Genomic DNA, 25,782 nt, shown 5'->3' with positions numbered 1-25,782 from the left:
ATGGATCCACCGAACACCCGGTTCAGTCCGCGGCCGGGCGGCCGTGCCAGTCCAGGCAGACGACCAGGGAATCATCTGCGGCCGGACCTGCGCCGCGATGCCCCAGCAGCTCCTGCAGCATCGTCCTCGGTACCTGCGACGCGGGCAGCAGGCGCGTACTGGTGATCGCCCTGGCCAGTGCGTGGAGGCTGTACTTCTCGCCCGAGGGCGACAAGGCGTCGTAGACGCCGTCGCTGATGAACAGCAGCCGGTCTCCGGGCTCGACCGTGAAGTGCTGCGACCTGTAGGACGTGTCCTCGAACATGCCCAGTGGCATCTGCGCTTCGAGCTCGATCGGCTCGATGACCTCCCGGCGCAGCCGCCAGATACGCGGGGACCCGGCGTCGATGATCTCCACATTCCCGGTCGGCAGATGGAAACGAAGCAGCAGCGTGGACAGGAACTGACGTCCCTGGTGCTGGCCGTAGACGGCCTGATCGGCCAGGAACGCCTGGTCCGCCAGGCTGAGCCCGGCGCGGCGAGCGTTGCGCAGGGCGTTGACGGCGAGGTTGGTGAGCAGGGCGGCGTCGATGCCTTCGCCCATACCGTTGCTGACCGTCAGCGTGAGATCGTCGGCCGATGTCGACCAGTCGAAGCAATCCCCGAAGATGGCGTAGGCGGGCTCCAGCTGGGCGCCGATGCTGTACTCGGGCCGGGCGGACGCCCGGCCGGGGAGCAGTTGCCACTGCATCTCGGCAGCCAGGGTCAGCCGCTCGGCCCGACGGGCCTGGAGGAACAGATCGGTGTCCCGCTCAGCTACGACGATCGCGTGCGCCAGCGCATCCGCGCACTGCTGAAGGTCATCCCTCGCATCCTCCCTCAGCCCGTCCTCACCGGCGGGCAGTGTGACGCTCAGCACGCCCAGCCGGTCACCCCGGACGCTGACGGGCAGATGGACCGTTACGGTAGAGGCGGAGCCGTCCTGAACGCAGTGCGGCTCCTGGGTGCCGAAAGCGCGACCCGCAGCGGAGTCGTGCACCGGCACAGGCGTACGCGTTCGCGGCAGGACACCGACCGGCTGGAGCTTCGTCATGGCGTAGTCGGCCATCAGCAGCTCCACCGTCACGGCGTGATGGCGCCGCTCGATCAGGGCACGAAGGACGTCGAAAATCTCATGTGGTGCGGCCTCACGCAGAACGCGATCGACTGCACTGGGTCTCTCCACCTGTACTGGCCCTGCTTTCCCTGACATATCTTCATCTATGCGACTGCTCACTTCGACCAGCCGGAACGGGCATAAAATGCCCAACGGGAGTGTCACATGCGCGAGGACCCCTCCGCCTTCCACCCGCGGGCGCCCGACGCCCATCCGGAAGTGACCCAGGCCCTGGAACTCCTCGAAATCGCCTGGGAGCGCGGCCGCGACGTTCTCACCACGGCTCCCGTCTCCACCGCGCAGACACGCGTGATGTACATCATCCAACGCGAACCCGGCATCAACCTCAGCACCCTGCGCCACCACCTGTCGATCGCCGCCCCCTCCGTCACCCGCCTCTGCGACCGCCTCCAGGCCGCCGGCTTCCTCCGGAGGGTTCCCCGTCCCGAGGACCGCCGGGAGATCCAGCTGGAACTCACCGACGCCGGCTCCGCCCATCTGCGGGAAATCCGGCGTCGCCGCGAGTACGCCCTGTCCCAGGCCATGAGCCGCATGACTCCTGATGACCGTCAAGCCCTGGTCACCGGACTTTCCGCACTCAGCGACGCCGTCTCCGAACCCCTCCAGCCCCTGCACGAGCGCACCGCCTGAAAACCCCGCCGAAGCGAGGCTCCGGCATCGGTGCCGGAACGCCCGCCCGGCGGCGGGAGTGCTCGGCGGGCTTGTGCCGTGTGTGGGGGTGTGCCGCGCAGGCGGTTCGGTGAGCTGGCGACGGGTGCTGGACCACACTGCGCAATGGTTCTGGGCGGTGGCCGCTCCGGGGCCGGCGGCATCGGGCGGGGCACTCGGCCCCGCTGCCGGTGGCAAGGCGAACCATCCTGGATCTCGTCGGAGTCCGCGTCCCGGCTACAGCGGTCACGGGTCAGGCTGCCCACGAAAGGTGGGGGCCGACCGGAGAGACTCCGGTCGGCCCCCACTTCCGGGGTGGCGCTGGGGGTCAGGGGCGGCGGTGGCTGGTGTAATAGCCGCCGACCTGCTCGTGGTACCCGGAGTCGCCCACGTGCTTGTCCTTGTCGAACTCGGGTGAGTTCTTGATCTGGTCCTTGGTGAGGTCGACGAAGATCTTCCGCTCGGCCTGGTCAACAGCGCGCACGGTGCCGGCGGGCAGCAGAACATGCTTCCCGAGGATCCAGACACCGGTGTCGACGACGAGATACGCGGAGTTGACGTCGTCCGAGTGCTTGTCGACCTTGCCGATGCTGCCGTCGGTGGCCTCGACCTTGTAGCCGATCAGGTCGGTTCCCGCGGTGTGGCCGGCGGTCGGCTGGTAGCCCCAGATGCTGTCACTCATAAAACGGCTCCCTCATCGAAATTGCTGCTCCACATTCGCGTGAAGCTGGATCGGCGCCTCCGGTAATCCGTCGACGCGCTCTCGGAACACCGCCTGCCCTGGATGACGGGCCCCACACATTCCCGCGGTGGAAGTTAAGGCGACAGGGTGCGTCGCCCCGGAGACCACGGTTGCCGTCAGTGCATCCAGCCACGTATCCCGAATGCCGATGATCTCGCCCACCCTTACTTCCCGTTCCTTGCTACGCGCAGGAAATCGATGGGACCGGCAGTCGACACGCGGGTGGGCCGCGACGACGGTTCGCCGCGGCCCACCCGCATATCGACTGTGCTGTTCAGGTCTCTTTACCAGCGGTACCAGCGGCCGCGCTTGCCACCGCTTGCTGCGGGACGGATCACGAAGCCGAGCAGCCATACCGCCAGCACGATGACGGCGATCCACCACAGGGCCTTCAGTGCGAAACCGGCACCGAAGAGGATCAGGGCGAGCAGAAGAACAAGAATGACGGGGACCATGATTATCAACCTCCGAGGCCTCATGTGCCCGGGCGTCCCGGCTTCACTCCTCACGTCTTCGTGTCTGCGCCGGCCGCGGACGATGAGCCTCACCCGTGTTCCCCGACGACATCTGTCAGCAGGTGGAGAAGCACATGCGAAGGGCCCGGCCGCCCGGATGCCCGTGGGTTCGGAACATGACCTTCGGGTACGCGTCGGTGATCCGTACGCGATCCGAAGGGCGACGGCATGTCAGGAAAGCGACGTCACCGTGTTCTTTGCCATCGGTCCGGATCCGTCGAATCCTCCGGCGCTCACCGCCGTCCCCGATGTGGGCCCATATGAATTCCATGAATTCCACCCCTTTTCGGCGAACGAGTAACCGCAGGGGTGATGCGTCCGTACCCGAACTGCCGGACAGCGCCCGGAGGATGCTCGCGCTTCCGACGGCCCGATCGGCGCGCTCATCGGCCACCGGGGCTTTCCGGCCAGCACCGTCGTGCCGACGCCCGGAAGGGAATACGGCATCCGCGCGACGAGCCCCATGTGGCTCCAGCCGCTTTCCTTCTCCGCTTCTTGTCCGCGGAACTCGGTTACGGCGCCCATGCTCCCTCGCCAGCCCGGATGAGCGGCTTGCTGTGGCCGGGGAGGGTCGAAAGCGGCGTGGCGGCTCCGTCCCAGGGGTGGATACGGCCACCGTGGTCGCATCACGAGGACAGCTATCGGCTCTGCTATGTCCGCGGCCCCGAAGGCATCATCGTCAAACTGGCCGAGCAGCTCGGCTGAAGGCCGCCGAAGCGACCGCCACCGAACCAGGGAATCATGCGGTGCACCCGCGCAGCGCAATGGACCCGACACCGAGGCGGCGGTGTCGGGCCCATTGCGCGGCCGGCGGGCGGGCCGGGGTGCCTGGTCGGCACCCCGGCCTGTGCGTCAGGCGTGGGATCCGGCCTCGCGACGGCGTGCGACGAACACCGCGCCCGCGCCGATCGCCAGGGCCGCGCCGCTCGCGAGGGCGAGCTGCGACGTCGCGGAGGACGAGCCCGTGGCGGCGAGGCTGCCGCCCACGGGACCGGCCGACGCGCCGCTCTGCGGCTTGAGGTCCGAGGTGCTCGGCTCCGTCGTGCTGGGCTTGGCGTCGTCGACCTTGCCGGGCTTGCTGCCCGCGGCGGCGATCAGGAACTCGTAGCCCTCGACATCCGGGCTCCCGCCACAGGTGCCGTTGTCGTTGAAGTAGTCACCGGCGACGAAGGTGACGCCGTTGCCCGCGGGAGCGGAGGCGTCGATCGTGAGACGCATCTTGACGTCCGCGTGGGCACCCGCCTTCAGCGGGCTGATGGCGTCCATGTAGTGCTCGTTGTCGACGGTCTTCCACGTCGAGGACGAGGCGGACGACCACTGCAGGTGCACCAGGTCGTCGATGTCGTTCAGCCCGCTCCGGTCGGTCGCGTGGACGTAGGCGAACGGAAGCACCTCGTCCATCGTCTTGTCGGTGCCGTTGGTCACCCGGAGCCTGAAGCTGACCTTCGTGCCGGCGACGACCGTGGACGGCAGACCCGTGACGACCGTGGTGAGCTTGGCCTCGGGGACGCAGTCCTCGCCGCCTTCATCCTCCTCCTCCTTCGCCTCGGCCAGCGCCTCGTCGGCGGCGGTCTTGTCAGCGAGCGCCGTCTCGGTGGCCTTCTGCGCCTGGTGCAGGGTCCGGGCTGCGGCGACCCGCTCGTCGTCGCGAGCGTCCAGGGCTTCCGCGAGCCGGGTGTCGGCGGCGGTCAACGCCTCACCGGCCGCTGTCGCGGCGGCTTCCGCCTCGGCGAGCGTCGTCGCCGCGGCGTTCTTCTCCTCCTCGGTGGCCGTCTCCGGGAGCGCGTCCACCGCCGCCTCGGCGTCGACGACCGCCTGGTCGGCGTCGGTCTTCGCTGTGGCGGCCGCCGCCGCGGCGGCCTCGGCGGCCTTGGCCGCCACGGCCAGGGGAGCGGTGTCGGACAGGATCGCTTCCAGAGCCGCGTAGGCGGCACTCTCGGCCGCCACGGCGTCGTCGTACGCCGCCTTCGCTGCGGCGGCGGCCTTTTCCAGCTCCGCGATGGACGGCTTCTCCTGTGCCTGTGCCGCCGGCTTGTCGTCGGCGAACGCGGGGGTGACCGACAGCAGGAGGACAGGCGTGGTCACTGCGGAGGCAACAGCTGTGGCAAGAATCCGGCGAATCTTCACAAAAGCCCTTCGAGGTCCGAAAGAAGAGAAGAGGTCGCAGCGGAATGGGACACGCAGATGCGACTTGGGGTGATCGTATGGCCGGGACGGCGGTCGGCTGTCACGGTTTCTTCACCCCTTCCGGCGGACCTCGCGACCCCGGGGCGGACAGAGAAGACGAAAAGGTGCAGTTGCTTTCACTCCCTCTGCTTTCGCTGTGAGGAATGCCACAGGGGGCCGGAAAGCGTGGCGTCCGGGCGGCAGGCATCGGCCTACGGGCGTATCGGTTCCGGCGGGCCGGGACGCGGCTCGTCCCGGTCGGTGGAGGGGGCGATCCCGCACACCTGAAGGCGGGTGTCCACCGGCGTCAGTTCGCCGTGAACCTCGCCGCAAGCCATGCCCACGCACCGCTCACCTCGGAGGCACCCTGTTGGCCCAGGTGAAGTGGTGGTCTGCGGCAGGCAGGGATCATGGTCGAGGGGACGCCTTTCCGTCTTCCCGAGACCGGAGCGGTCCCTTGCGGCAAGCCGCACAGATCCCACCACAGGTCATGGAGTCGATCTCGACTCCCGAGCGGGTCGAGACGCACCTGGGCACTTTGGAATTTCCGCTGGGCATGCCCACCGATGAGACCGCCGGGCGCATCTATGACCATCTGGACCAAGCGCACGCCGAGCGTGCGTTCCTCGACGCGTACGCCGGGGTCAGCGCGTGGGCGGTGCGCAGGGGCTTCCTCGCGGCGGGGGTCGAGGACCATGACGTCCTGCTCTTCTCGCAGTTCATGGACGCCGGGACGCTGCTGCTGACCGGGAACGCGGACACCGTCTACTTCTCGACGTTCCTCGACCTGACCGAGGGGCCGGTGGTGGTGGAGATGCCGCCCGGTGCCCTCAGTTTCGTCAATGACATGTGGTTCCGCTGGGTCACGGACCCCGGGATGCCCGGACCCGATCGCGGGGCGGGCGGTGCCTACCTCTTCGTCCCGCCGGGTTATGAAGGTCCGCTTCCCGAAGGAGGGTTCTTCACGCACCACGTCCGCACCACGCGGCTGCTCCTGGGCGGGCGGGCGTTCCTGGAGGGCGATGACCCGACGCCGGCGGTCGACCGTGTCAAGGAGGGGCTGCGCATCCACCGCTACGTCCCGGGGCTGTACGGAACGAGTGTCGCCGAGATCGTCAGCGGGGGCACGGCCCCGCCACTGCCATGGACCGCGGAGACCTGGACGGACGCGCTGCACCGGGCCGGCCCGCCGCGCTTCGTCGAGGGTTCCGGACTCCCGGTGAACACGATTCCGCCCGCGGACGCGACGTACTTCGACTTCGCGAATGAGCTGGTGCAGGATCAGCCGGCCGAGGCTCTCGATCCCGAGATCGCCGGTCCTCTGGCCGCGGTCGGGATCGTCGCGGGCGAGTCCTTCCAGCCGGACGCGCGCATGCGGAACATCCTCACCGAAGCGGCCGCGGTGGGGAACGCCACGGCCCGCACGCTCGCCTGCCGTCCGCGCCCGGCCGAGGCGGCGCACTTCTACGGTGCGTCCTCCCGGTGGGTCAACGGCCTGCTCGCGTCCGGCTACGACTTCATGACCCCGCCCGCGGACATCACCGACAGCGGCGTCGAGCCTCGTCCGAGCACCGGCGCCCGGAAGCTGAACATGCGGTCCTGGTGGTGGTACCTGGCCGTGGGCATCAGCCCGACGTTCGCCACGCGGCTGACCGGTGTCGGCTCGCAGTACGTGTTCTCGTTCGCGGACCAGGAGGGCGGGGCCCTCGATGGCGGCAGGCACTACCGGCTGGTGCTTCCGCCGGACATTCCCGCCGCCCGGTTCTGGTCGTGCACCGTCTACGACAACCAGACGCGATCGATGATCGACACCCCGAGCCGGTTCCCCCGGGCGGGCAGCCAGGCCTACCCGAGCCCGGCCGCGGTGGCCGGGGCGGACGGCACGACCACGGTGCACTTCGGGCCCGGCCGGCCCGACGGCGTGCCGGAGGGCAACTGGATCGAGACCCCGCCGGGCCGGGGGTGGTTCGTGGTCCTGCGGCTCTACAGCCCTCTGCGGCCGTTCTTCGACAAGACCTGGCGGCCGGGCGAGATCGAGGCGGTGGACTGATCGCGCCGGGCAGACCGGGGGGCGTCCTCGCCCGCACCGGCCCGGTCACGTCCTGCCCGCCGGCGTCGGCGTCGGCGTGGCACCGAGCCCGGGCGCCGTCGGCACGACCGTGCCGTCGGCCCCCGGTGATACCTCCTTGCGTCGCAGGACCACGCGATCGAGCGCCTCACCCGGATCCATGCCGCGCGGAAGCGGACGGCCCCGGCCGTTCGCGGGCCGGCCGAGATCCCGGTCAGGGAAACGGTCGCGGAATCCGCGATGGGCGGTGAGCCGGGGCGGTTCGTTCTCCGTCCCCAACGGCCTCGGCGGCTCCACCGGCACCTCTGGGCCGGCCCCGGCGGCCGACGATCAGGGGGCGATCCGCCGGGCCTCGATCAGTACCAGGCTCTCCGGATGGAGGGTGGGGGCCTGGACGCCGAGGACGGACAGGACGCGGCCCGGCAGCGTGACACCTTCCGGCGTCCACCAGGGCAGGGGGCTCGTCGTCGGCCCCCGGAACTCGTTGCCCGGCGGCAGCGGCGCGAGGGTGTAGCGCGCGTCCTGCGCCAGGCCGGGCAGGCGCACGCGCCCCGCCGGGACCTGCACGCTCGTCGCCGTCTGCACCACGGCGTAGACGGCACGGGACCGGTCGGGGGCCACGACGCCGTGCACCAGCAGCGCGGGGTCGTGATGGTCGGCGTGGACGACCGTCCCGCCGTGCAGCAGCGGGCGGAGGCGCTTGTGGACCTCGATCCACTCGGCGAGCCGCCGGCGTTCCCCGGGCGTCGCCCGGGTGAGGTCCCACTCGATGCCCATGTGGCCGAAGAGCGCGGTGCCGGCGCGGAAGTCGAGACCGTGCGTGCGGCCCGTGGTGTGCGAGACGGGGGCGCCGACGTGCGCCCCCATCAGCTCCGGAGGCAGCAGCAGGCCCGTCCAGCACTGGATCTGCTGCCGCTCCAGGGCGTCGATGCAGTCGCTCGTCCACACCCGGTCGCTGCGTTCGAGGATTCCGAGGTCCACGCGGGCGCCGCCCGAGGAGCAGGACTCGATCTCCAGCGCCGGATGGCGTCGGCGCAGTTCGTCCATCAGGGCGTACACCGCTGTGGTCTGCGCGTGCACCCCGCCGACGCCGCGCGAACCGCTGCCCGCGTCGACGAGGTCGCGGTTGTGGTCCCACTTGAGGTAGTCGACGGCGTATTCGGTGACCAGGGCGTCCAGGCGGTCGAGCACGTGCGCGTGCGCCTCCGGGCGGCCCAGGTCGAGCACCTGCTGGTGCCGGGCCTCCGGTGGCATGCGCCCGGCCGCGGACAGGATCCACTCCGGATGGGCCCTGGCCAGGTCCGAGTCCGGGTTGATCATCTCGGGTTCGACCCAGAGGCCGAACTGGAGCCCCCGGGACCGGACGTGTTCGACGAGCGGGTGCAGTCCCCGCGGCCAGACCTCGGGGTCCACGTACCAGTCGCCCAGCCCGGCCCGGTCGTCGCGGCGTCCGCGGAACCAGCCGTCGTCGAGCACGAACCGCTCGGCGCCCACCTCCGCCGCCGCGTCCGCCAGGGCGGCGAGAGTGTCCAGGTCCTGCCGGAAGTAGACCGCCTCCCAGGTGTTGAGCGTGACGGGCCGCGGTGTGGCGGGGTGGTGGGGGCGTTGCCGCAGGTGGGCGTGGAAGCGGGCCGCCATGTCGTCCAGACCCCGGCCGTACGAGCCGTACATCCACGGGGTCCCGTACGTGGCGCCCGGCCGCAGGCGCACCTCGCCCGGCAGGAGCAGCTCACCGCCGCCCAGGAGCGAGACGCCGGAGTTCGTCCGCTCGGCGAACGAGCGGTGGTTGCCGCTCCACGCCACGTGCAGGCCCCACACCTCGCCGCCGCGGAAGCCGAAACCCCGCTCACCCACCGCGTGGACGAGGGTCGCATCGACGCCGGTACGGCCGCGACGGTTCTCCCGAAGATGGGTGCCGAGGGTGAACTCGTGCCGTTGCGGAGAGCGTTCCCGCAGGTGGCGGCCGGTCAGGTCGAGTACTTCGGCGGTGTGGGCCGGCACCGGCAGGGCGAGCTGCAGCGCCTCCAGCGTGTAGGTGCCCTCACCTCGGTTGGTCAGGAGCGCACGCTGGCGGACGAGACCGGAGGAGGTCAGCTCCAGCTCCCATCGCAGGTGGAGCCGGGCCTGTTCGTCCGTGGCCTCGACCGTCAGCGAACGGGGGGCGGGCAACCGCAGCTCCCGCACGGTGAAGGAACACGAGAAGTCGGCGCCCTCGCGGTGACCGGACAGCCCCGGCGTGCCCAGCCAGCCCGCCGACTGCTCGGGCAGCACACTCACGGGGACCGGGACGTCGGGCACGCTGGTGCCCAGCTCCGCGACGCCCGCCGCGGCGAGGGACGCGAGATCGCCGGTGCCGCCCGGTGCGTCCCCTTCCACGTCTCCGAGGTCGGCTCCCCAGTGCAGTACCCGCGGGAGGCGGGGACCGGAGCAGTCGAGGACCAGGCTCGTGCCTCCTGCACGGAAATGGAGGAAGCGGGGAGAACTGTCGGTAGTCACGTGCGTACGCTTTCGATCGGTCAGGAATGGGGGTGGGAGGAAGCCGTCCGCGGCGGAAGCCGGGCCGGATCGACCACGGTCAGGTCGCCGACACCGGGTTCCGGTACCTCACGGCGGTGCCCGGCGACGCCCGAGCCCGGCCCTCTCATCCTGCCGTCGCCGGGCGAGCACGGCGCCCCGTCACCGTCCCGGCGAGGGGGCGCCGTGCTCCCGGATCACCGCGACGTCGCCCGCGCGGACGACGACCTCACCGTCGGCCGTGGCGCCGCTCAACAGGTCGGTGCCCGCCGCCGGGACGGACACGTGGCGCGGGGAGTGGTTGATCAGGAACAGGTACGTGGCGTCCGTGCCACGCCTGCGGACCGCCTCGACCCCGGCCGGGACCTCGGCCGCGGCGGTGACCCCGGCCTCCCGGCACACCCGGGCCAGCAGCGCGCGCAGGGCGTCCGGGTCCGGGCGCGTCGCCACGTACCAGGAGACGCCGTCGCCGTGGCGGTGACGGGTGATCGCGGGGTGGCCCGGGGCAGGGCCGCCGCGCGAGGGGTCCGCCGCGAACGACAGGACCGTCTCGGCCCCGCGCGGTTCGACGAGTTCGGTCCAGACCGTGGCCCGGGAGCCGTCGGAGAGCCGGACCGTCTCCGCCTCCCGGAGCGGGAAGAACTCGTCGACACGGATTCCGAGCATGTCCCGGTACGCTCCGGGGTGGCCGCCGAGGCGGACGTGGTCGTTCTCGTCCACCACACCGCTGAAGAAGCCGACGGCCGCGTGTCCGCCCTGTGCGACGAACCCGTTCAGCGCCGCGGCGTCCGTGTCGCGCGTCAGACAGAGGCTGGGGACGAGGACCAGCCGGTAGCCGCTCAGGTCGCTCCCGGGGTGCACGAGGTCGCAGGTGACGCCCAGCGACCACAGCGCCTCGTACCAGGCGCGGACCAGGTCGAGGTAGCGCACGTCCTGTGAGGGGGTGGCGTCCATCTCGAGGGCCCACCAGGCGTTCCAGTCGAAGAGGAGCGCCACGTCCGACACCACGCGGGTGCCGCGCACCTCCGCCAGCGCCCTCAGGTCCCGGCCGAGAGCGGTGACCTCGCGCCAGGTCCTGGTGTCCGTGCCGCCGTGCGGCAGCATCGCCGAATGCCATTTCTCGGCGCCGGCCTTCGACTGGCGCCACTGGAAGTACAGGACGCCGTCGGCGCCGCGCGCCACGTGCGCGAGGCTGTTGCGCCGCATCTGCCCCGGGGTCTTCGCGACGTTGCGGGGCTGCCAGTTCACCGCGGAGGTGGAGTGCTCCATCAGCAGCCACGGTGCGCCGCCGCCCATGCCGCGTGCGAGGTCGGCGTCGAGGGAGAGCCCGACGTGCGCCTCGGGGTCCGCGGCCGTGAGGTACTGGTCCACGGAGACGAAGTCGCACTCCCCGGCGAAGGAGAATCCGTCGACCTTCTTCTCGAGCGTGACCAGGAGGTTGGTGGTGAGCGGCACACCGGGGGAGAGGCGGCGCACGATCCCGGCCTCCCGCCGGTGCAGCCCCAGCAGCGCGTCCGAGGAGAACCGCCAGAAGTCGAGCTGCTGGGTCGGATTGGCCACGGCGGCGGTGGCGCGTGGCGGCACGACCTCCGCCCAGTCGCCGTACCGCTGGCTCCAGAACGCCGTTCCCCAGGCCTCGTTGAGGCCGTCGAGACCGCCGTACCGCTGCCTGAGCCAGGTGCGGAACGCCTCGGCGCTGGTGTCGCAGAAGCAGTGCGCGTTGTGGTTGCCCCACTCGTTGTGGAGGTGCCACAGCGCGAGCGCGGGGTGGTCGCGGTACCGCTCCACGAGCCGCTCGACGAGACGGCCGGCCGCCTCGGCGTACGCGGGGCTGCTCGGGCAGAACGTCTGCCGCGAGCCGTGACTCAGCCGTACGCCGTCGGAGGTCACGGGAAGGGCCTCGGGGTGGCGCAGCGAGAACCACGGTGGCGGGGACGCCGTGGCCGTCGCCAGGTCGGCCGCGATGCCGTTCGCGTGCAACAGGTCCATGACCTCGTCGAGCAGGCCGAACTCGTACGTTCCCGGACGGGGCTCCAGGAAGGCCCAGGAGAAGACGCCGACGGTGACGAGGTTGACGCCCGCCTCGCGCATGAGGCGGACGTCCTCCTCCCACACCTCGCGCGGCCACTGCTCCGGGTTGTAGTCGCCGCCGTACGCGATGCCGCCGAGCCGGTCGGACAGCTGCTTGAGTGCGCCGTTCACGACTTCACCGCTCCCGCCGCCAGACCGGCCTTCCAGTAGCGCTGGAGCACCAGGAAGGTGATGACGATCGGGACGACCGAGACGAGCGATCCGGTGAGGCTGAGGATCTGCAGCGAGGGGTCGCGGCTGACCTGGGACTGCCAGGTGAACAGGCCCAGGGTGACCGGGTAGAGGCGCTCGTCCTGGAGCATCACCAGCGGCAGCAGGAAGTTGTTCCAGATGACGACGAACTGGAACAGGAAGATCGTCACCATGGCGGGCGACATCAGTCTGAGTGCCATGGTGAAGAAGGTCCGCAGCTCTCCGGACCCGTCGATGCGGGCGGCCTCCAGGAGTTCGTCGGGCACGGAGGCGGCCGCGAAGATGCGCGAGAGGTAGACGCCGAACGGGCTGACGACGCTCGGCAGGAAGACCGCCCAGAAGGTGTTGGTGGCGCCCACCTTGGCGAAGAGCAGGAACAGCGGCAGTGCGAGCGCCGTGGCCGGGACCAGCACCCCGCCGAGCACGACGGAGAACAGGAACTCCCTTCCGCGGAAACGGTACTTGGCCAAGGCGTATCCGGCCATGGCGGACAGCAGCGTGCCGACGGCCGCACCCGCCCCCGCGTAGAGGAGGCTGTTGAGCAGCCAGGGAAGGTAGACCCCGTCCTGCTTGGCGAACAACGCCCGCAGGTTGTCGATCAGGTGGAAGTCGGAGAACCACAGGCCGAACGAGCCGACCAGGTCGCCCTGGCTCTTGGTGGCCGAAACGACGAGCCAGAACACCGGAAGCAGCATGTAGAGGGCGATCACGGTCAGGAAACCGGTGGCGACGACCACGGAGAGGCGGCTCTCCCGCGGGCCGCGCGATGCCGTCCCGGAGGCCGGCGCGGGCGCGTGGGCACCCGCGGTGTCGGTGAGGAGGCTCATGATTCGGCCTTTCGACCCGTGAACTTGAGAAATCCGAACGACAGGACGAACGTGGCCAGGGCCAGCGTCACCGACATGGCGGCGGCCTCGCTGTAGTTGTCCGACGAGGCGAGCGAGTAGGCCGCCAGGTTCGGTGTGTAGGTGCTGGTGACGCTGGTGGAGATGGAGCGCAGCACCTGCGGCTCGGTGAACAGCTGCAGGGTCCCGATGATCGAGAAGACGCCCGTCAGGATGAGGGCCGGACGCAGGATGGGGACCTTGATGCGCCAGGCGATCGTCACCTCGCTCGCTCCGTCCATGCGCGCCGCCTCGTAGACGTCGGACGGAATGGCCTGCAGCGCGGCGTAGATGATCAGCATGTTGTACCCGGTGTAGGTCCAGGTCACGATGTTGCCGATGGACCAGAGCATCATGGACGAGCCGAGGAAGTCCGGCGCGGACCCCACCGTGTCGAGCAGGTCCACGACGGGCGACAGGCGCGGGTCGTACAGGAACGCCCACATGAGTGCGGCGACCACGCCGGGGATGCCGTACGGGACGAAGTAGGCGATGCGGAAGAAGCGTTTGAGGCGGGCCACGGTGGAGTCCAGCAGCAGCGCGAGCACCAGGGCCAGCAGCAGCATCACCGGGATCTGCACCAGCCCGAAGAGCAGCACCCGGCCGACGCTGGCGAGGAACTCGGCGTCGCCCAGTACTTCCCTGTACTGGTCGAGACCGGCGAACACGGTCGTCTTGCGGCCGAAGGTGCCGCCGGTCCGTTCGGTCTTGAGCAGGCTCTGGTAGAAGGCGTAGCCGACCGGTACCAGGGTGAACAGGACGAACGGTATGAAGAACGGCAGGAGAAAGAAGGCGGGCGCCCAGTTCCGCCTGCGGCGCGGCGGAGCGGGGGTCGCGGTGCTCTTGGCTGGCGGTGCCGCTGTCGCGGCTGTCCGATCGGCGGTCATGTGGTGGTCTCTTCCCGGGCTTGCTCGACGAGGGGGGAGAGGACCGGCGGCGTGTTCCCACGCGCCGCCGGTCCCCGGCACTTACTTGGCGACCTCGAGGGACTGCTTCTCCAGGGAGTCCACCGTCTTGGCGTCCGTCTGCGCGAGCGCGTCCTTGAGCGTCCCCTCGCCGCCCAGCGCTCCCGCGATGCCGTCGCCCATGAAGCGGTAGGTGTCCGTCATCGTCGGGCCGAAGGTCCAGTCCGTGGTGACGTTCTTGGAGGCGTCCGCGAAGACGTCGAAGACCTTCTGGCCGCCGTAGAAGTCCACCGGCTGCTGCAGGGCCTCCATCCCGAGTCCCTCGGTGGCCGCCGGGTAGAGACCACCCTCACGGTTGAGGATCTCCAGCGCCTTCGGGTCCGTGTTCAGCCACAGCGCGAACTGAGCCGCCTCGTAGGGGTGCTCGCTCTTGCCGAGGACCGCCGTGGTCGAGCCGCCCCAGTTGCCGGCGGTGCTGTCGCCCGCCGACCACTGCGGCATCGGCGCGACGCCCCACTTGCCGGAGGTCGCCTTGGCGTTGTCACGGATGGTGCTGTAGCCCCAGGCGGCGCTGACCCAGGTCGCCACCTCGCCGTCGTTCCACGCCTTGTAGAGCGCCGGGGAGAAGCCCTGCAGGTTCGTCGCGACCAGCTTCTCGTCGATCATCTTCTGCCAGTAGTCCGCCACCTCGCCGGCGGCCGGGCTGTCGACGTCGACCTTCCACGCGTCGCCTTCCTGGGCGAACATGCTCGCGCCCTTCTGCCACAGCAGGCCGCTGAACCAGTTCGGGTCGGTCTGCGAGAAGTGCGTCATGTACGCCTTGGGGTCGGCCTTCTTCAGCTTCCTGGCCGCCTCGTAGTACTCCTCCCAGGTCTTCGGGACGGATATGCCGTGCTTCTCGAACAGGTCCTTGCGGTAGAAGAGGGCCATCGGGCCCGTGTCCTGCGGCACCGCCCAGACCCCGTCCTCGCCACCGGACCCGAAGGTCACCTGCGACCAGGTCCACTTCACGAAGTCGTCCTCGGCCTCCTTGACCCCCGCGCACGCGGCGATGTCGGTGAGGCCTTCCTGGAGGCGGAAGCTCGCCAGCGAGTCGTACTCGATCTGGCCGAGGTCGGGGGCGTCGCCCGCCTTCAGGGCGTTGGACATGTTCTGGTACGTGCCGGCGTTGCCGTTCGGGGTCGACTTGACGGACACCTGGACGTCCGGGTTCTGGCGGTTCCATTCGGCCACCGCCTTCTCGACGCCGGGGATCCAGGACCAGTACGTCAGCTCGACCTTGCCCTTGCTCTTCTCGCACGTGCCCTGACCGCCCGAGGCGCGGTCCTCGGTGCCGGAGCCGCCCCCGCACGCCGCCGTCGCGAGCAGGGGAAGTGCGGCAAAGGCCACCAGGGCCCGGCGGAGCACAGGGCGATGGGTCCGCAGTGACATGGCGTCTCCTCAGGTGCGTGCCGCTCTGATATAGGTCCCAGAGCGGTCGGGGTGCGCACACATTGACTGTTAACGACTTGTGAAGTCAACACATTCGATCGGAAAATCACGGAACCAAACACAAAACGTTATCGACCCTGCGGAGGGTGCGAGCAGTGGTCTCTACCTGCGAGGGTTGGCTTCGCCGACCGGGGGACGGGATTGTCGAACGTTGTCAGAAAGCGCTTCAGTGAATGTGCATGAGTGAACAGTGTGGCCTGTGGGGCGCCCCGTCGGGCTACCGGGTGTTACGAGCGCGCGGTCCGCGCCGTGCGGTGTCGCCGCCCGCGGGGCGCGTCCGGACCGGTCGGCCCGGTCGTTCCTCGGGAGTCGGCAGCGGGTCGGTGAGGGGCTTGCGGCACCTGGCGACAGCTGACGGGGACATGCGGATGGCTGTAGGCTTCGAACTCCGCCCTTGACCTGTAGAAGCAGGCAGGGAGCAGACACATCGGGAGTTCCTCCGTGCTTCGTACCATGTTCAAGGAGCAGATCAGCACCCGGGTGAAGCTGCGGCCCGAGCTGGAGAAGGCTCTCGCCCTGGTCCACCAGTTCAAGGTGGCCGCCCCCGAGACGCCCATCGAAGGCCAGGTCACCGCCGCGTCCAAGGACAACCACGGTGGACGCCCGAAGGTCATCGACGACGACATGCTCACCTTCGCCGTCGCACTCAAGGGTAAGGACGTCCCCGTCCCGGAGATCGTCAAGAAGCTCACCATTACCCGCTTACCGCCGAGGAGATCGACCTCCGCGAGCGGCTCCAGTCCCAGCCCCATCCGAACGCCGAGATCCGCAGCCGACAGCCGCGATCAAGCGCTTAGCGCCAACGGCTGTACCGCGGGTCCCCATGGCCGGTCACACTCGGCACCCCCAACACCCACTGACTACCTGCTGGAACCTCCCGCGGACAGATAGCGCTCCAGACCCATCCTGCGCACCATCACCGCCGGCTGACCATGCGCGCGGACGATGGCGAACCGCGTCCCCTGGCCGCGCGCCCCACGCGCGGCCAGGAACAGCGGCAGGGCGGCGTAGGGTCGTTCAGCTCCGTCGTTCTGAGGGACAACCAGGTACGCGACCACCGTTCACTTCTGGCCGTAGGCGTCAACGGAGCCGCGCTCTCGCGGGACCACGGCTACCCGGCCCGCGTGATCGTCCCGGGCGCGCCCGGCGTCCACAACACCAAATGGGTCACCCGGATCACCTTCGGGGAGCCGGCATGAGCCATATGGCCGCCTTCCGCCGCCGCTACGGAGCTTCCCCGCTCCACCTGCTCCTCGTGCTGGCCTCCTTCGCACTCGCCGCGGACGCCGGCGTCCGGCTGCTCAAGGGGGACACCCTGGGCGTGGCCCTGTGGTTCGTCGGTGCGGCACTCCTCCACGACCTCGTCCTGCTTCCCTTCTACGCGGTGACCGACCGGGCCGCGCAGCGCCTGTTCAGGGAGGAGGCAGGTGCGGGGGAGGGGCCGCCGGGGCCGGCCGTCAACTACGTGCGGGTTCCGGTCTTCCTGTCGGGGCTGCTGCTGGTCTGGTGGCCACTGATCCTGGGCCGGGTCGACCGCTACGCCGCGTACACAGGGCTCCCGGCCGACGGGTTCCTGGGACGCTGGCTGCTGATCACGGCTGCCCTCTTCGTCGCCTCGGCAGCGACGCTCCTCGTCCGAAGGTGGCACGAATCGGCGCCTCGACGACGATCGGCACGACGCGAGCGACGAGCACGCGAAGCCGCGCGGTGACGGCGAGGGGCGACGGCTCGAGACCCGAGCGGTGCCCGTCGGCCGACGGCCTCCCGCGTGCCGCGTCGTCAGGTCGTGCGGAAGAGTTGGTTCCATGACGTATGACGAAGGGCTGGCCCAGCGGATCAGGGACGGGCTCGGTGAGCGGCCGGACCTCACCTAGAAGCGCATGTTCGGCGGCCTGGCCTTCCTGCTCGGCGGGAACATGACCGTGGGAGTGGTCGGCGACGAGCTGATCGCCCGGGTGGGCCCCGAGCACGCCGAGGTAGCCCCTGGCCCGCCCGGAGGCCCGCCCGATGGACTTCACCGGCAAGCCGATGCGCGGCTGGGTGACCGTCGGCGGTCCCGCGCTCGCGGAGGATCAGGTCCTCGACCACTGGATCACGACGGCCGTGGGTTTCGCGAGCACACTGCCGCCCAAGTGACGGGGGACCGAGGCCGGATGGCCGGCCTCAGACCTGCTGGTCCAGCAGCGCCTTGAGACGTGCCAGGTCCTTGCTCTGGGCGTGGCGCATCGCGGACGTGATCGCGGGGGGCGGCGAGTGCGGCGAAGCCGCTGGGCTCCGTTTCGCAGTGTCATGCGGGTGCGCTCGCCGGCTTCCCCGCGCGGTTCCCACGCGTACGTGGTCTCCATGGGGGAAGGGGCCCTCGCCGGTCCGCATCACCAGCCTCCGGCCCGGCTCGTACGCGGTGATCTCGTAGGTGTAGGCGAGGCGCCGGCCGAGGAACCGGGCAGTGAACGCGATGCGGGAGCCGATCGCGACGGGCGGCGGGGTCTGCCAGGCGACGGAGTCGATGTTGGCGTACCACTCTGGGGCGTGCGAGGGGTCGGCCGCATAGGTGGCGACCCGGTCGCGTGGGACGACGAGCTGTCCGCGGGGGGCATCGCGGCCCGCTTCGAGGTCACCTTCGGCGCGGTCTCCCAGCACCTCAAGGTGCTGCGGGACACCGGTCTCGTTACGCTGCGCAAGGACGGGACCAAGCGGTTCTACCGCGCCTACCGGGAGGCGCTGGGCCGGCTCGCCGACTACCTCCAGGCCATGTGGGCCACGAAGCTCGACACCCTGGCCCGGCTCGCCGAAGAGGCCGAACGGAACGAGAAGCGCTCATGACGACACCTCCGCCTGCCACGGACAGCGTCACCCTGGAGCGGCACATCGGCCCCCCGCCCCGAGATCGTCTTCGGCTTCTTCACCGACCGCGAGAAGTGGCTGTCCTGGATGGGCGCCGACGGCCCCTTCTCCTTCGAGCCCGGCGGCGCGTACCGCACCCGAGTCACCGGCGAGAACGTCGCCTCCGGCCGCTTCCTCACCGTCGACCCGCCCAAGCGGATCGTCTTCACCTGGGGCTCGGAGACTGGCCCCATGCCCGTCCCACCCGGATCCAGCACGGTGGAGATCACCCTGGAGCCCACGGCGGAGGGCACCTTGCTGCGCCTGGTCCACAGCGGACTCCCCTCCCCGGAGGCATGCGCCGCGCACGCCGAGGGCTGGCGCCACTACGTCGGCCAGCTCGCGGTCCGGGCCGAGGGCGGCGACCCCAGTCCGGATGCCTGGATGGAGACCTCAGGCTGACTCGTTCCGGTCCCGCGACGCCGCCGCACGGCAGCGGCCGCGAGGACGAGGAGGGCCGCGAGACCGTACGAGATCGCGGCCGTCGGCTCCCGGTGGTCGAAGACCCGGCCGAAGACGTAGATGGCTGGGCCGGCCAGGGCGACGCCGAGCCATTCCCAGCGTCCGTCCAGTGCGACGAGGGCGACCAGGAGGAGGGCGTACCAGGAGTAGCCGGGCGTGAGGAGGGCGAAGGCCCAGCCGGTGACCAGGAGTGAGCCGCTCCATGGCCGGTGCGGGTCACCGCGCCACATCACGTACAGGGACACGCCCGCCATGACGACGACGACCACGGGGAGCGCCCAGCTGTCGGGCAGGACCAGGCGGAGCAGCGCGTACCGGGGGCCGTCCGCGGCGTCGTCGTAGCCTTCCTCCTCCACATAGCCGCCGAGGTAGCCGAAGACGGAACCGTCCGAGAGGAGGACGTACGGGAGATAGGCGAGCGCGGTGAACGCGGCGGCGGGCAGCAGCACGGCGGCCGCGTCGCGGACGCGACGGACTCCGGACAGCGCGCCCGGCAGGACGACGGCGGGCATGAGTTTGGTGGCGACGGCGGCGCCGAGGACCAGTCCGCCGGCCGAGCGACGGTCCGGATGGACGGCGAGGAGCCCGAGGCCAATCACGGCCAGCAGCGCTCCGAGGACGTCCACATGCGCGTTGTTGACCGCCTCGATGGGCACGACGGGGCACCACGCCCAGTACGCGGCCCGCCGCGGGTCCGTGCCCCTGCGGCGCAGGATGAGCAGCACCGCACCGGTCACGCCCAGGGAGATCAGGCCGGAGCCGATCTGGAGGGGTTTGTGCCGGTCCCCCTTCGGGGAGAGCTGGTCGACGGTCAGGAAGTACGCCTCGGCGACGGGCGGGTAGATGGTGTGTACGGCGGGCCGGTTGAGACGGGTGCAGTGTGGCACCGGGCCGGGATGCGGGATGCGGGCACGGTCTGGGCCGGTGCAGGCCGCCCCCGTGGGAAAGAGCCACGGGTCGCGCAGCCGGACGAGCTCCGGGTCCTGCGGAGCGTGGTCGTACGGGGAGACGCCGGCCGACTGGACGCGGCCGTCCCAGGCGTAGCGGTACGAATCGGTGCTGGTCCGGGGCGGCGCCACCAGTCCGGTCACCGTGACGGCGATCGCCCCGGTCACGAGCAGGGGTAGGACGTGGGAGGACGGAACCCGGCGCAGCGCGAGCAGAGCGCCGGCGAACAGCACCCAGCACGCCGCGTACCACCAGAACAGCCCGCCGGGGTCGGTGACGTAGCCGTCGTACCGGATGGTGAGGACAAGGACGGTGGTGAGTGCGGCGAGGGCCGTGGCGGTGAGGGCGGTGCGTGCGTTCACGTCCGCAGCGTTCCAGGAACGGCCCTGGAAGTGGGGTCGGGCATCCCGCGTGTCCGTGTTTCGTAAGGTGTTCCGACCACCCGCGGGGGCCCTGCCGGGGGTGTCATGGGCTCATGCGCTCAACTCCACCTCCTGGACCGCCGATCACCTTCAGGGCGCGTCTGCATGATGCCCGTACCGCGACCGCGATCGGCCGTTGGCTCGGGCTCGCCGTCGTCGTCTGTTTCGCGACCGGCGTGCTCAGCCACTACCTCCAGCACCCGCCCGCCTGGCTCGCCGACCGGCTGCCGAGCCGCCCGTACTGGGGCTACCGGCTCACCCAGGGGCTGCACGTGGCCTCCGGCATCGCCGCGATCCCGCTGCTGCTCGCCAAGTTGTGGGCGGTCTACCCCCGACTCTTCACGTGGCCACCGGTCCGGTCGGTCCGTCACGCGTTGGAGCGCCTCTCGGTGGCCGTGCTCGTCGCCGCGGGGATCTTCGAGCTGTTCACCGGGCTGCTGAACACCTTCCAGTGGTACCCCTGGCCGTTCTCTTTCGTGCCCGTGCACTACGCCGTCGCCTGGTTGTTGCTGGGAGCGCTGCTGCTCCACTTCGCCGTTCAATGGCCGCAGATCCGGGAGCACTTCACTCGTCGTTCGCCCGGAACCCTGGCCCTTCCCGCCGCCGACGGACCGGACCGCCGTCGGCTGTTGGCGGCCGCCGCGGCCGGAGTCGGCGCCGCCACCCTGACGACGGTCGGCCAGTCCGTCACCGCCCTCGGTCCGCTGGAGCTGTTCGGCCCGCGCAGTCCGGACCACGGGCCGCAGGGACTGCCGGTCAACCGTACGGCCGCCGCGGCACGCGTCACCGCGGCGTCGCTGACCGACTGGCGGTTGACCGTCGCCGGGCCGCGTCCGTACAGCCTCACTCTGGAGGAACTGCGGGCGATGCCGCAGTACGAGGTGAGCCTGCCCCTCGCATGCGTCGAGGGCTGGAGCAAGTCCGCCCGCTGGACGGGGGTACGCGTGCGCGACCTGCTGGACCGGGCGGGCGGCCTCCCAGGGGCGAGGTGCCGGGTGGTGTCGCTGGAGGCGGCGGGCGCGTACCGGGTGATGGAGATGGGCCGCACGTATGCCCAGGACCCGCTCACCCTCTTGGCGTTGGGCCTGAACGGCGAAGTCCTGTCCCTGGACCACGGCTACCCGGCGCGGATCATCGCCCCGAACCGGCCCGGAGTGCTCCAGACCAAGTGGGTCGGCCGACTGGAGGTGCTGTGATGGTGTTCCGGTACGTGCTGGGCGGCTGCGGGATCGTCCTGATGGCCTTCGGCGGTGCCCTGGTGCTGGAGCAACCCGAACCCTGGCGGGTCGGCGTGTGGCTCGCGGCCGGGATCCTCGTGCACGACGGCCTGATCGCACCTCTGGTCTTCGCGATCGCCGCGCTCGCCGCGGCGGCGGGTCTGCGTCTGCGTGGGGTTCCGCGCGCCGCGCTGATCGTCGCGGGCTCGCTGACGGCCGTCGCCCTGCCGCCGCTCCTGCGCCCCGAGGGCGTGGCCAACACGACGGTCCTGCCGCTGGACTACGCGCGGAACTGGCTACTCGCGATGGCGGCCGTCGCCGTGATCACGGTCGCGTACGTCGGGGTGCGCGCATGCCTGCGACGGGCGGCTCGGCGGCGGTGAGCCGGGGCGACGGACAAGGGGGCCGACACGTGTCCGGGGTCGGCCCCCCTCCACGTCACGACGTCAGCGGCGTAGGCCCACGAAGCTGCGGCCCGCGGCCTGCCAGGTGATGGCGCGGGTCCAGCCGGTCTCCGGGGCCTCGGCGCACAGGGCCCGCGTGCCGATCCGGGCCCACCGGAAGGGCGCCCCGCGGCCGCCGCGGCCGTCGTCGACGTGGACCTCGACGCGTTCGTCGACCTCGGTGGTGGCCACCTCGACCAGCAGGGAGCCGGTCGGCGAGGCGAGTCGGGCCGCGCGGCGCAGCAGGGCGGCCGGATCGCCTCCGATGCCGATGTTGCCGTCGATGAGCAGCACGGTGTCCCAGCGGCCCTCACGAGGCAGGGGATCGAAGACCGATCTGCACAGGGCGCTGCCTCCCGCGCGGACCGTGCGGGCCACCGCCTCCGGGGTGACATCCACACCCAGAGCACGGTGTCCGCGTGCGGCGAGGGCGGTGACGAGGCGGCCGGGGCCGCAGCCGACGTCCAGGACAGGACCGTCGCAGCGGTCGAGGACGGTGACGTCGGCCGCGTCGGGTTCGGCGCACCATCGCTCGACGTCCAGGGGAAGCAGCCAGCCGTCGCTTCGGCGCAGGTAGAGCGGGCCCCGGCCGGAGCGGAGGGCCTTGGCGTACGGGTCCGCACGCCAGGCGAGGGCGGGCTCGGTCAGCTGGGTGGTCACCGCGTCACCGCGCAGAGGCCACCATGGAGGGTGGCGAAGCGTGTGCCGGGTATGGCGGCCGCGACGTGTGCCGCGTCGGCCGGAGTGTCCACGTCGCACAGCTCGGGCAGGTCCCGTACCGCGCGCCCGGACGCGGTCAGCCGTCGGCGCTGCTCCCGCCCGGTGCGAGCCACCGACATGGGGACACCGAGGAGCAGCGCCGGGGCGGGCTCGGCCAGGCCGAGCGCCCAGAACCCGCCGTCGTCGGCCGGGCCGAACCAGGCATCGGTCTCGCTGAAGTCGAGGCCCTGAGCGAGGAGATCCGGGGTGACCTGAGGGGTGTCCATGCCGATGAGCAGGGCGGGTCCGTCGACGTGGGAGAAGGCCGAGGCCAGTCGGACGTCGAGGCCGCCCGCGGTCTGCGGAACGACCTCGATGCCCTCGGGCACCCAGGACCCCGGCCGCCCGTCGAGCACCAGGACGCGGTGCCCGGCCGGAGTCGCGAGCACGGCCGCAAGCGTGTCCTCGAGTGCGGCGCGTGCCAGATCGGCTGCCTGCTGCGGGGTGAAGTGCGGGGTGAGGCGTGTCTTGACCCGACCCGCCACGGGAGCCTTGGCGATGACGAGGAGGGTGCTCATACGGAGACCTCCCCGGCCGAGACGGACGGTGCGCCGGGCGGCTCCGCCAGGACCCGGCGCATGTCGCGTACGGCGTTCCAGGTGCCCCGCCAGGTCCCGGTGACCTTGGACTTACCCGAGCGGGGCAGGTACGGGACGTCCGTCTCGGCGACACGCCAGCCGGCGTCCGCGGCGCGTACCACCATTTGGAGCGGGTAGCCGTTGCGCCGGTCGGTCAGCCTCAGGCCGAGCAGGGCCTCCCGGCGCGCCACCCGCATCGGTCCGAGGTCGTGGAGCCGCAGGCCGGTGCGGTGGTGCAGCATCCGTGCGAGGGCCAGGTTCCCGGCGCGGGCGTGCGCGGGCCATGCGCCGAAGCCCTGCGGGCGGCGGCGGCCGAGCAGCAGATCGGCCTCACCCGTCGCCACCCGTGCGGCCATCGGGGCGAGCAGCCCCGGGTCCATGGAGGCGTCGCAGTCGCAGAAGCAGACCAAGTCGGCCCGCGCCGCGAGCAGCCCGGCGTGGCAGGCCGCACCGAAACCACGTCGGCTCTCGTGCACGACGGTCGCCCCGAGGCTTCGGGCGATCTCCGCGGAGCCGTCGGTCGACCCGTTGTCGACGACGATGGCCCGCCACCCGGCGGGCACACGCTCCAACACCCAGGGGAGTGCTTCGGCCTCGTCGAGGCACGGCAGTACGAGGTCCGTGCTGGGCGGTGCGCAAGCAGATGAAGTCACCCTCCACACCGTAGGAACGGAGTAGCGGGAAAGGGCCCTTCCAGTCCTTACGAAACGCGGACGCCATCCTGGAGGAGGGGTACCTGCGCCACACCTGGGCCCAGCCGGGTGACAACCTTGAGTCATGGCAGTGAGCGATGGGGAGAGCGCGTACGAAGGGCACCGTCCCGACGGCACCGGCGAGATCGGTGCGCTGGGCGGTGTTCTCGTCGTGGACGATGATCCGACCGTCTCGGAGGTCGTGGCCGGGTATCTGGAGCGGGCCGGTTTCGCGGTTCGCCTGGCGGCGGACGGGCCGGCCGCACTGCGCGCCGTCGAAGAGCGCCGGCCCGACCTCATGGTGCTCGACCTGATGCTGCCCGGTATGGACGGGCTGGAGGTCTGCCGCCGACTGCGCGCGCGGGAGAGCGGCACACGGCCCGTCCCGGTCATCATGCTGACCGCGCGCGGCGACGAGGACGACCGGATCCTGGGCCTGGAGGTGGGCGCGGACGACTACGTGACCAAGCCCTTCAGCCCGCGAGAGCTCGTCCTTCGGGTGCAGTCGGTCCTGCGCCGGGCGAAGGCCGCCGCTCCGGCCGGTGAGCCACGCCTTGCCGCGGCGGGTCTGTCCTTGGACCCGGCGGCGCGTCGGGTCACCAAGAACGGCGGGGAACTCGCCCTCACCCTGCGGGAGTTCGACCTCCTCGCCTACTTCCTGCGGCACCCGGGGCGGGTCTGCGACCGGGAGCGGCTGATGCGCGAGGTCTGGGGCTGGGACTTCGGAGACCTGTCCACCGTGACCGTCCACGTGCGCCGGCTCCGCGGAAAGGTCGAGGACGACCCGGCGAGCCCGCGACTGATCCAGACCGTCTGGGGCGTCGGCTACCGCTTCGAGGCGAGCCCAGCCACGGCTGCCGAGACGGCGGCCGGCCATGCGTGACCTGCTGCTGATCGCCCTGTACGCCCTCCTCGGCGCAGGCGCCGCGGGGCTTCTGGGAGCCGTGGCGCTGCGCGTCCTCAGGCACCGGAGTCTCGCGGTGTCCCTCACCGTCGTCGCCGCCGTCGCCGTGTCCGCGATGCTCGCCGGGACGCTCGCGGTGGCGTGGGCGATGTTCCTGTCCTCCCACGACCTGGCCGTGGTGACCACGGTCGTCGCGATGGCAGCCGCCGTGTCGCTGGCCACCGCGCTGCTCCTCGGCCGCCAGGTAGTACGACGCTGCCGGGAACTCGTCCGTGCGGCCCGCGGTTTCGGGGAGCAGGGCACCTTCACGCCACCGCTCGCCCCCGCCCCCGCCGAATTCGCGGCCCTGAGCCGCGAGCTCGCCCTCACCAGCGAACGGCTGACCGCCTCCCGCGAACGCGAGCGGGCCCTGGAGACGTCCCGGCGCGAGCTCGTGGCCTGGATCTCGCACGACCTGCGCACCCCACTGGCCGGGCTGCGCGCCATGTCGGAGGCGCTGGAGGACGGCATGGCGGCCGATCCCGCCCGCTACCACCGCCAGATGCGCACCGAGGTCGACCGCCTCAACTCCATGGTCGGCGACCTCTTCGAGCTCGCCCGCATCCACGCCGGCGCGCTGTCCCTCAGCCCCACCCGGATGTCCCTCTACGACCTGGTCGGAGACGCCCTGGCCGGCGCCGACGCCCTTGCCCGGGAACACGGCGTGCGCCTGGCGGGGGACGGCGTCGCACCGCTCCCGGTGGAGGTGGACGGCAAGGAGATGACCCGAGTCCTCTCCAACCTCCTCGTGAACGCCATCCGCCACACCCCCGCCGACGGCACCGTCGCGATCGCCGCCGAACGCCGGGCGGACGCCGTGGTGCTCTCGGTCACCGACGCCTGTGGAGGCATTCCCGAGGAAGACCTCCCGCGCGTCTTCGACACCGGCTGGCGTGGCGCCCCGGCACGTACTCCACCCTCGGGGGCGGGCCTCGGCCTGGCGATCGTCCGGGGCATCGTCGAGGCCCACGCGGGCCGGGCCGACGTCCGCAACGTCTCTGGCGGCTGCCGCTTCGAACTGACCCTGCCGGCACCGGCGGGGTAGCCGTTCCCGCCAGGTCGG

At 71.0% G+C, this 25,782-nt stretch carries 25 protein-coding genes and 2 pseudogenes; 13 read left to right on the top strand and 14 right to left on the bottom strand.

Annotation, left to right across the window (positions count from 1 at the left end):
* Positions 1-22: 22 nt before the first annotated feature.
* Positions 23-1,204, bottom strand: coding sequence for a PP2C family protein-serine/threonine phosphatase (locus tag AB0F38_RS22020; protein ID WP_361895895.1), 1,182 nt, complete (start codon positions 1,202-1,204; stop codon positions 23-25).
* A 96-nt stretch (positions 1,205-1,300) separates the two neighbouring features.
* Here AB0F38_RS22020 and AB0F38_RS22015 point away from each other — a divergent pair, with 96 nt between their 5' ends.
* Entirely contained in the window at positions 1,301-1,786 is a 486-nt protein-coding gene (locus AB0F38_RS22015) for a MarR family transcriptional regulator (RefSeq protein WP_361895892.1), read from the top strand.
* 346 nt (positions 1,787-2,132) lie between these two features.
* Here AB0F38_RS22015 and AB0F38_RS22010 read toward each other — a convergent pair whose 3' ends face one another.
* Both AB0F38_RS22010 and AB0F38_RS22005 read right to left on the bottom strand, forming a co-directional pair.
* The gene (locus AB0F38_RS22010) at positions 2,133-2,486 is read right to left on the bottom strand and encodes a PRC-barrel domain-containing protein (RefSeq protein WP_361895889.1); all 354 of its coding nucleotides are present in this window, start codon (positions 2,484-2,486) and stop codon (positions 2,133-2,135) included.
* Positions 2,487-2,830: 344 nt separating this feature from the next.
* Positions 2,831-3,001 (bottom strand): hydrophobic protein, encoded by a 171-nt coding sequence (locus AB0F38_RS22005; protein ID WP_361895885.1) that lies wholly within the window; start codon positions 2,999-3,001, stop codon positions 2,831-2,833.
* Positions 3,002-3,691: 690 nt separating this feature from the next.
* On the opposite strand from AB0F38_RS22005, the pseudogene AB0F38_RS22000 reads away from it, so the two are divergent.
* A pseudogene (locus tag AB0F38_RS22000) lies at positions 3,692-3,766 on the top strand (VOC family protein); the annotation flags it as partial.
* Between the two features lie 147 nt (positions 3,767-3,913).
* On the opposite strand, the gene AB0F38_RS21995 reads toward AB0F38_RS22000, so the two are convergent.
* A complete protein-coding gene (locus tag AB0F38_RS21995; protein ID WP_361895882.1) occupies positions 3,914-5,188 on the bottom strand; it encodes an LAETG motif-containing sortase-dependent surface protein in 1,275 nt (424 codons plus the stop codon).
* Between the two features lie 529 nt (positions 5,189-5,717).
* On the opposite strand from AB0F38_RS21995, the gene AB0F38_RS21990 reads away from it, so the two are divergent.
* A complete protein-coding gene (locus AB0F38_RS21990; RefSeq protein ID WP_361895879.1) occupies positions 5,718-7,277 on the top strand; it encodes a DUF1254 domain-containing protein in 1,560 nt (519 codons plus the stop codon).
* A gap of 348 nt (positions 7,278-7,625) precedes the next feature.
* Here AB0F38_RS21990 and AB0F38_RS21985 read toward each other — a convergent pair whose 3' ends face one another.
* From AB0F38_RS21985 to AB0F38_RS21965, 5 genes are all read right to left on the bottom strand, one after another.
* Complete coding sequence (locus AB0F38_RS21985; protein WP_361895876.1) at positions 7,626-9,791, bottom strand: alpha-galactosidase; 2,166 nt, start codon at positions 9,789-9,791, stop codon at positions 7,626-7,628.
* Positions 9,792-9,971: 180 nt separating this feature from the next.
* Positions 9,972-12,011 carry a beta-galactosidase gene (locus AB0F38_RS21980; RefSeq protein ID WP_361895874.1) on the bottom strand — a complete coding sequence of 680 codons (2,040 nt, stop codon included), beginning with the start codon at positions 12,009-12,011 and terminating at the stop codon, positions 9,972-9,974.
* A complete protein-coding gene (locus tag AB0F38_RS21975) occupies positions 12,008-12,919 on the bottom strand; it encodes a carbohydrate ABC transporter permease (RefSeq protein ID WP_361895871.1) in 912 nt (303 codons plus the stop codon). The genes AB0F38_RS21980 and AB0F38_RS21975 overlap by 4 nt, the downstream gene beginning before the upstream one ends.
* Positions 12,916-13,863, bottom strand: a complete 948-nt coding sequence (locus AB0F38_RS21970) for a sugar ABC transporter permease (RefSeq protein WP_361895868.1) — start codon at positions 13,861-13,863, stop codon at positions 12,916-12,918. The genes AB0F38_RS21975 and AB0F38_RS21970 overlap by 4 nt, the downstream gene beginning before the upstream one ends.
* Before the next feature lie 81 nt (positions 13,864-13,944).
* On the bottom strand, positions 13,945-15,312 hold the full coding sequence (locus AB0F38_RS21965) for a sugar ABC transporter substrate-binding protein (protein WP_361895865.1): 1,368 nt from the start codon (positions 15,310-15,312) through the stop codon (positions 13,945-13,947).
* A gap of 501 nt (positions 15,313-15,813) precedes the next feature.
* On the opposite strand from AB0F38_RS21965, the gene AB0F38_RS21960 reads away from it, so the two are divergent.
* The 4 genes and pseudogenes from AB0F38_RS21960 to AB0F38_RS21945 all read left to right on the top strand — a co-directional run bounded on the left by AB0F38_RS21960 (position 15,814) and on the right by AB0F38_RS21945 (position 17,508).
* On the top strand, positions 15,814-16,263 hold the full coding sequence (locus AB0F38_RS21960; RefSeq protein ID WP_361895863.1) for a hypothetical protein: 450 nt from the start codon (positions 15,814-15,816) through the stop codon (positions 16,261-16,263).
* Positions 16,264-16,382: 119 nt separating this feature from the next.
* Positions 16,383-16,571: pseudogene (locus tag AB0F38_RS21955) on the top strand (molybdopterin-dependent oxidoreductase); the annotation flags it as partial.
* Positions 16,572-16,576: 5 nt separating this feature from the next.
* Positions 16,577-17,083 carry a hypothetical protein gene (locus AB0F38_RS21950; RefSeq protein ID WP_361895981.1) on the top strand — a complete coding sequence of 169 codons (507 nt, stop codon included), beginning with the start codon at positions 16,577-16,579 and terminating at the stop codon, positions 17,081-17,083.
* Positions 17,084-17,379: 296 nt separating this feature from the next.
* Positions 17,380-17,508, top strand: a complete 129-nt coding sequence (locus tag AB0F38_RS21945) for a hypothetical protein (protein ID WP_361895860.1) — start codon at positions 17,380-17,382, stop codon at positions 17,506-17,508.
* Between the two features lie 27 nt (positions 17,509-17,535).
* Here AB0F38_RS21945 and AB0F38_RS21940 read toward each other — a convergent pair whose 3' ends face one another.
* Complete coding sequence (locus AB0F38_RS21940; RefSeq protein WP_361895858.1) at positions 17,536-18,012, bottom strand: SRPBCC family protein; 477 nt, start codon at positions 18,010-18,012, stop codon at positions 17,536-17,538.
* On the opposite strand from AB0F38_RS21940, the gene AB0F38_RS21935 reads away from it, so the two are divergent.
* A complete protein-coding gene (locus AB0F38_RS21935) occupies positions 17,902-18,195 on the top strand; it encodes an ArsR family transcriptional regulator (RefSeq protein ID WP_361895855.1) in 294 nt (97 codons plus the stop codon). The genes AB0F38_RS21940 and AB0F38_RS21935 overlap by 111 nt on opposite strands.
* Positions 18,196-18,303: 108 nt before the next feature.
* Positions 18,304-18,657, top strand: coding sequence for an SRPBCC family protein (locus AB0F38_RS21930; RefSeq protein ID WP_361895852.1), 354 nt, complete (start codon positions 18,304-18,306; stop codon positions 18,655-18,657).
* Here AB0F38_RS21930 and AB0F38_RS21925 read toward each other — a convergent pair.
* Complete coding sequence (locus tag AB0F38_RS21925) at positions 18,582-20,027, bottom strand: glycosyltransferase 87 family protein (protein WP_361895849.1); 1,446 nt, start codon at positions 20,025-20,027, stop codon at positions 18,582-18,584. The genes AB0F38_RS21930 and AB0F38_RS21925 overlap by 76 nt on opposite strands.
* 113 nt (positions 20,028-20,140) lie before the next feature.
* On the opposite strand from AB0F38_RS21925, the gene AB0F38_RS21920 reads away from it, so the two are divergent.
* Together AB0F38_RS21920 and AB0F38_RS21915 are read left to right on the top strand one after the other, a co-directional pair.
* On the top strand, positions 20,141-21,283 hold the full coding sequence (locus tag AB0F38_RS21920) for a molybdopterin-dependent oxidoreductase (protein WP_361895846.1): 1,143 nt from the start codon (positions 20,141-20,143) through the stop codon (positions 21,281-21,283).
* Complete coding sequence (locus tag AB0F38_RS21915) at positions 21,283-21,687, top strand: hypothetical protein (protein ID WP_361895844.1); 405 nt, start codon at positions 21,283-21,285, stop codon at positions 21,685-21,687. The genes AB0F38_RS21920 and AB0F38_RS21915 overlap by 1 nt, the downstream gene beginning before the upstream one ends.
* 63 nt (positions 21,688-21,750) lie before the next feature.
* On the opposite strand, the gene AB0F38_RS21910 is transcribed toward AB0F38_RS21915, so the two are convergent.
* The 3 genes from AB0F38_RS21910 to AB0F38_RS21900 are packed head-to-tail and all read right to left on the bottom strand — an operon-like array spanning position 21,751 to position 23,737.
* Entirely contained in the window at positions 21,751-22,407 is a 657-nt protein-coding gene (locus tag AB0F38_RS21910) for a methyltransferase domain-containing protein (protein WP_361895841.1), read from the bottom strand.
* Positions 22,404-23,024: a TIGR04282 family arsenosugar biosynthesis glycosyltransferase gene (locus AB0F38_RS21905; RefSeq protein WP_361895838.1), complete on the bottom strand. Its 621-nt coding sequence runs from the start codon at positions 23,022-23,024 to the stop codon at positions 22,404-22,406. Before AB0F38_RS21905 ends, AB0F38_RS21910 begins: the two co-directional genes overlap by 4 nt.
* Entirely contained in the window at positions 23,021-23,737 is a 717-nt protein-coding gene (locus AB0F38_RS21900) for a glycosyltransferase family 2 protein (protein ID WP_361895835.1), read from the bottom strand. The genes AB0F38_RS21905 and AB0F38_RS21900 overlap by 4 nt, the downstream gene beginning before the upstream one ends.
* A 124-nt stretch (positions 23,738-23,861) precedes the next feature.
* Here AB0F38_RS21900 and AB0F38_RS21895 point away from each other — a divergent pair, with 124 nt between their 5' ends.
* Together AB0F38_RS21895 and AB0F38_RS21890 are read left to right on the top strand one after the other, a co-directional pair.
* Positions 23,862-24,659, top strand: a complete 798-nt coding sequence (locus AB0F38_RS21895) for a response regulator transcription factor (protein WP_361895833.1) — start codon at positions 23,862-23,864, stop codon at positions 24,657-24,659.
* Positions 24,652-25,764: a HAMP domain-containing sensor histidine kinase gene (locus AB0F38_RS21890; RefSeq protein ID WP_361895830.1), complete on the top strand. Its 1,113-nt coding sequence runs from the start codon at positions 24,652-24,654 to the stop codon at positions 25,762-25,764. Before AB0F38_RS21895 ends, AB0F38_RS21890 begins: the two co-directional genes overlap by 8 nt.
* The last annotated feature ends 18 nt before the right edge of the window (positions 25,765-25,782 follow it).

This window comes from Streptomyces sp. NPDC025273 (genome assembly GCF_040638585.1).
GTDB classification, from domain to species: Bacteria; Actinomycetota; Actinomycetes; order Streptomycetales; family Streptomycetaceae; genus Streptomyces; species Streptomyces cinereorectus.
The sequence above is the reverse complement of the archived record's forward strand: the minus strand, read 5'-3'. Positions and strand labels throughout refer to the sequence as shown.

Bases quoted from the DNA above. Each gene is read 5' to 3' on its own strand.
- AB0F38_RS21970 (WP_361895868.1), bottom strand. From the start codon at position 13,863: ATGACCGCCGATCGGACAGCCGCGACAGCGGCACCGCCAGCCAAGAGC.
- AB0F38_RS22015 (WP_361895892.1), top strand. From the start codon at position 1,301: ATGCGCGAGGACCCCTCCGCCTTCCACCCGCGGGCGCCCGACGCCCAT.
- AB0F38_RS21905 (WP_361895838.1), bottom strand. From the start codon at position 23,024: ATGAGCACCCTCCTCGTCATCGCCAAGGCTCCCGTGGCGGGTCGGGTC.
- AB0F38_RS21895 (WP_361895833.1), top strand. From the start codon at position 23,862: ATGGCAGTGAGCGATGGGGAGAGCGCGTACGAAGGGCACCGTCCCGAC.
- AB0F38_RS22010 (WP_361895889.1), bottom strand. From the start codon at position 2,486: ATGAGTGACAGCATCTGGGGCTACCAGCCGACCGCCGGCCACACCGCG.
- AB0F38_RS21930 (WP_361895852.1), top strand. From the start codon at position 18,304: ATGGGCGCCGACGGCCCCTTCTCCTTCGAGCCCGGCGGCGCGTACCGC.
- AB0F38_RS21915 (WP_361895844.1), top strand. From the start codon at position 21,283: ATGGTGTTCCGGTACGTGCTGGGCGGCTGCGGGATCGTCCTGATGGCC.
- AB0F38_RS21990 (WP_361895879.1), top strand. From the start codon at position 5,718: ATGGAGTCGATCTCGACTCCCGAGCGGGTCGAGACGCACCTGGGCACT.
- AB0F38_RS21920 (WP_361895846.1), top strand. From the start codon at position 20,141: ATGCGCTCAACTCCACCTCCTGGACCGCCGATCACCTTCAGGGCGCGT.
- AB0F38_RS21945 (WP_361895860.1), top strand. From the start codon at position 17,380: ATGGACTTCACCGGCAAGCCGATGCGCGGCTGGGTGACCGTCGGCGGT.
- AB0F38_RS21965 (WP_361895865.1), bottom strand. From the start codon at position 15,312: ATGTCACTGCGGACCCATCGCCCTGTGCTCCGCCGGGCCCTGGTGGCC.
- AB0F38_RS21975 (WP_361895871.1), bottom strand. From the start codon at position 12,919: ATGAGCCTCCTCACCGACACCGCGGGTGCCCACGCGCCCGCGCCGGCC.
- AB0F38_RS21950 (WP_361895981.1), top strand. From the start codon at position 16,577: ATGGCCGCCTTCCGCCGCCGCTACGGAGCTTCCCCGCTCCACCTGCTC.
- AB0F38_RS22005 (WP_361895885.1), bottom strand. From the start codon at position 3,001: ATGGTCCCCGTCATTCTTGTTCTTCTGCTCGCCCTGATCCTCTTCGGT.
- AB0F38_RS21890 (WP_361895830.1), top strand. From the start codon at position 24,652: ATGCGTGACCTGCTGCTGATCGCCCTGTACGCCCTCCTCGGCGCAGGC.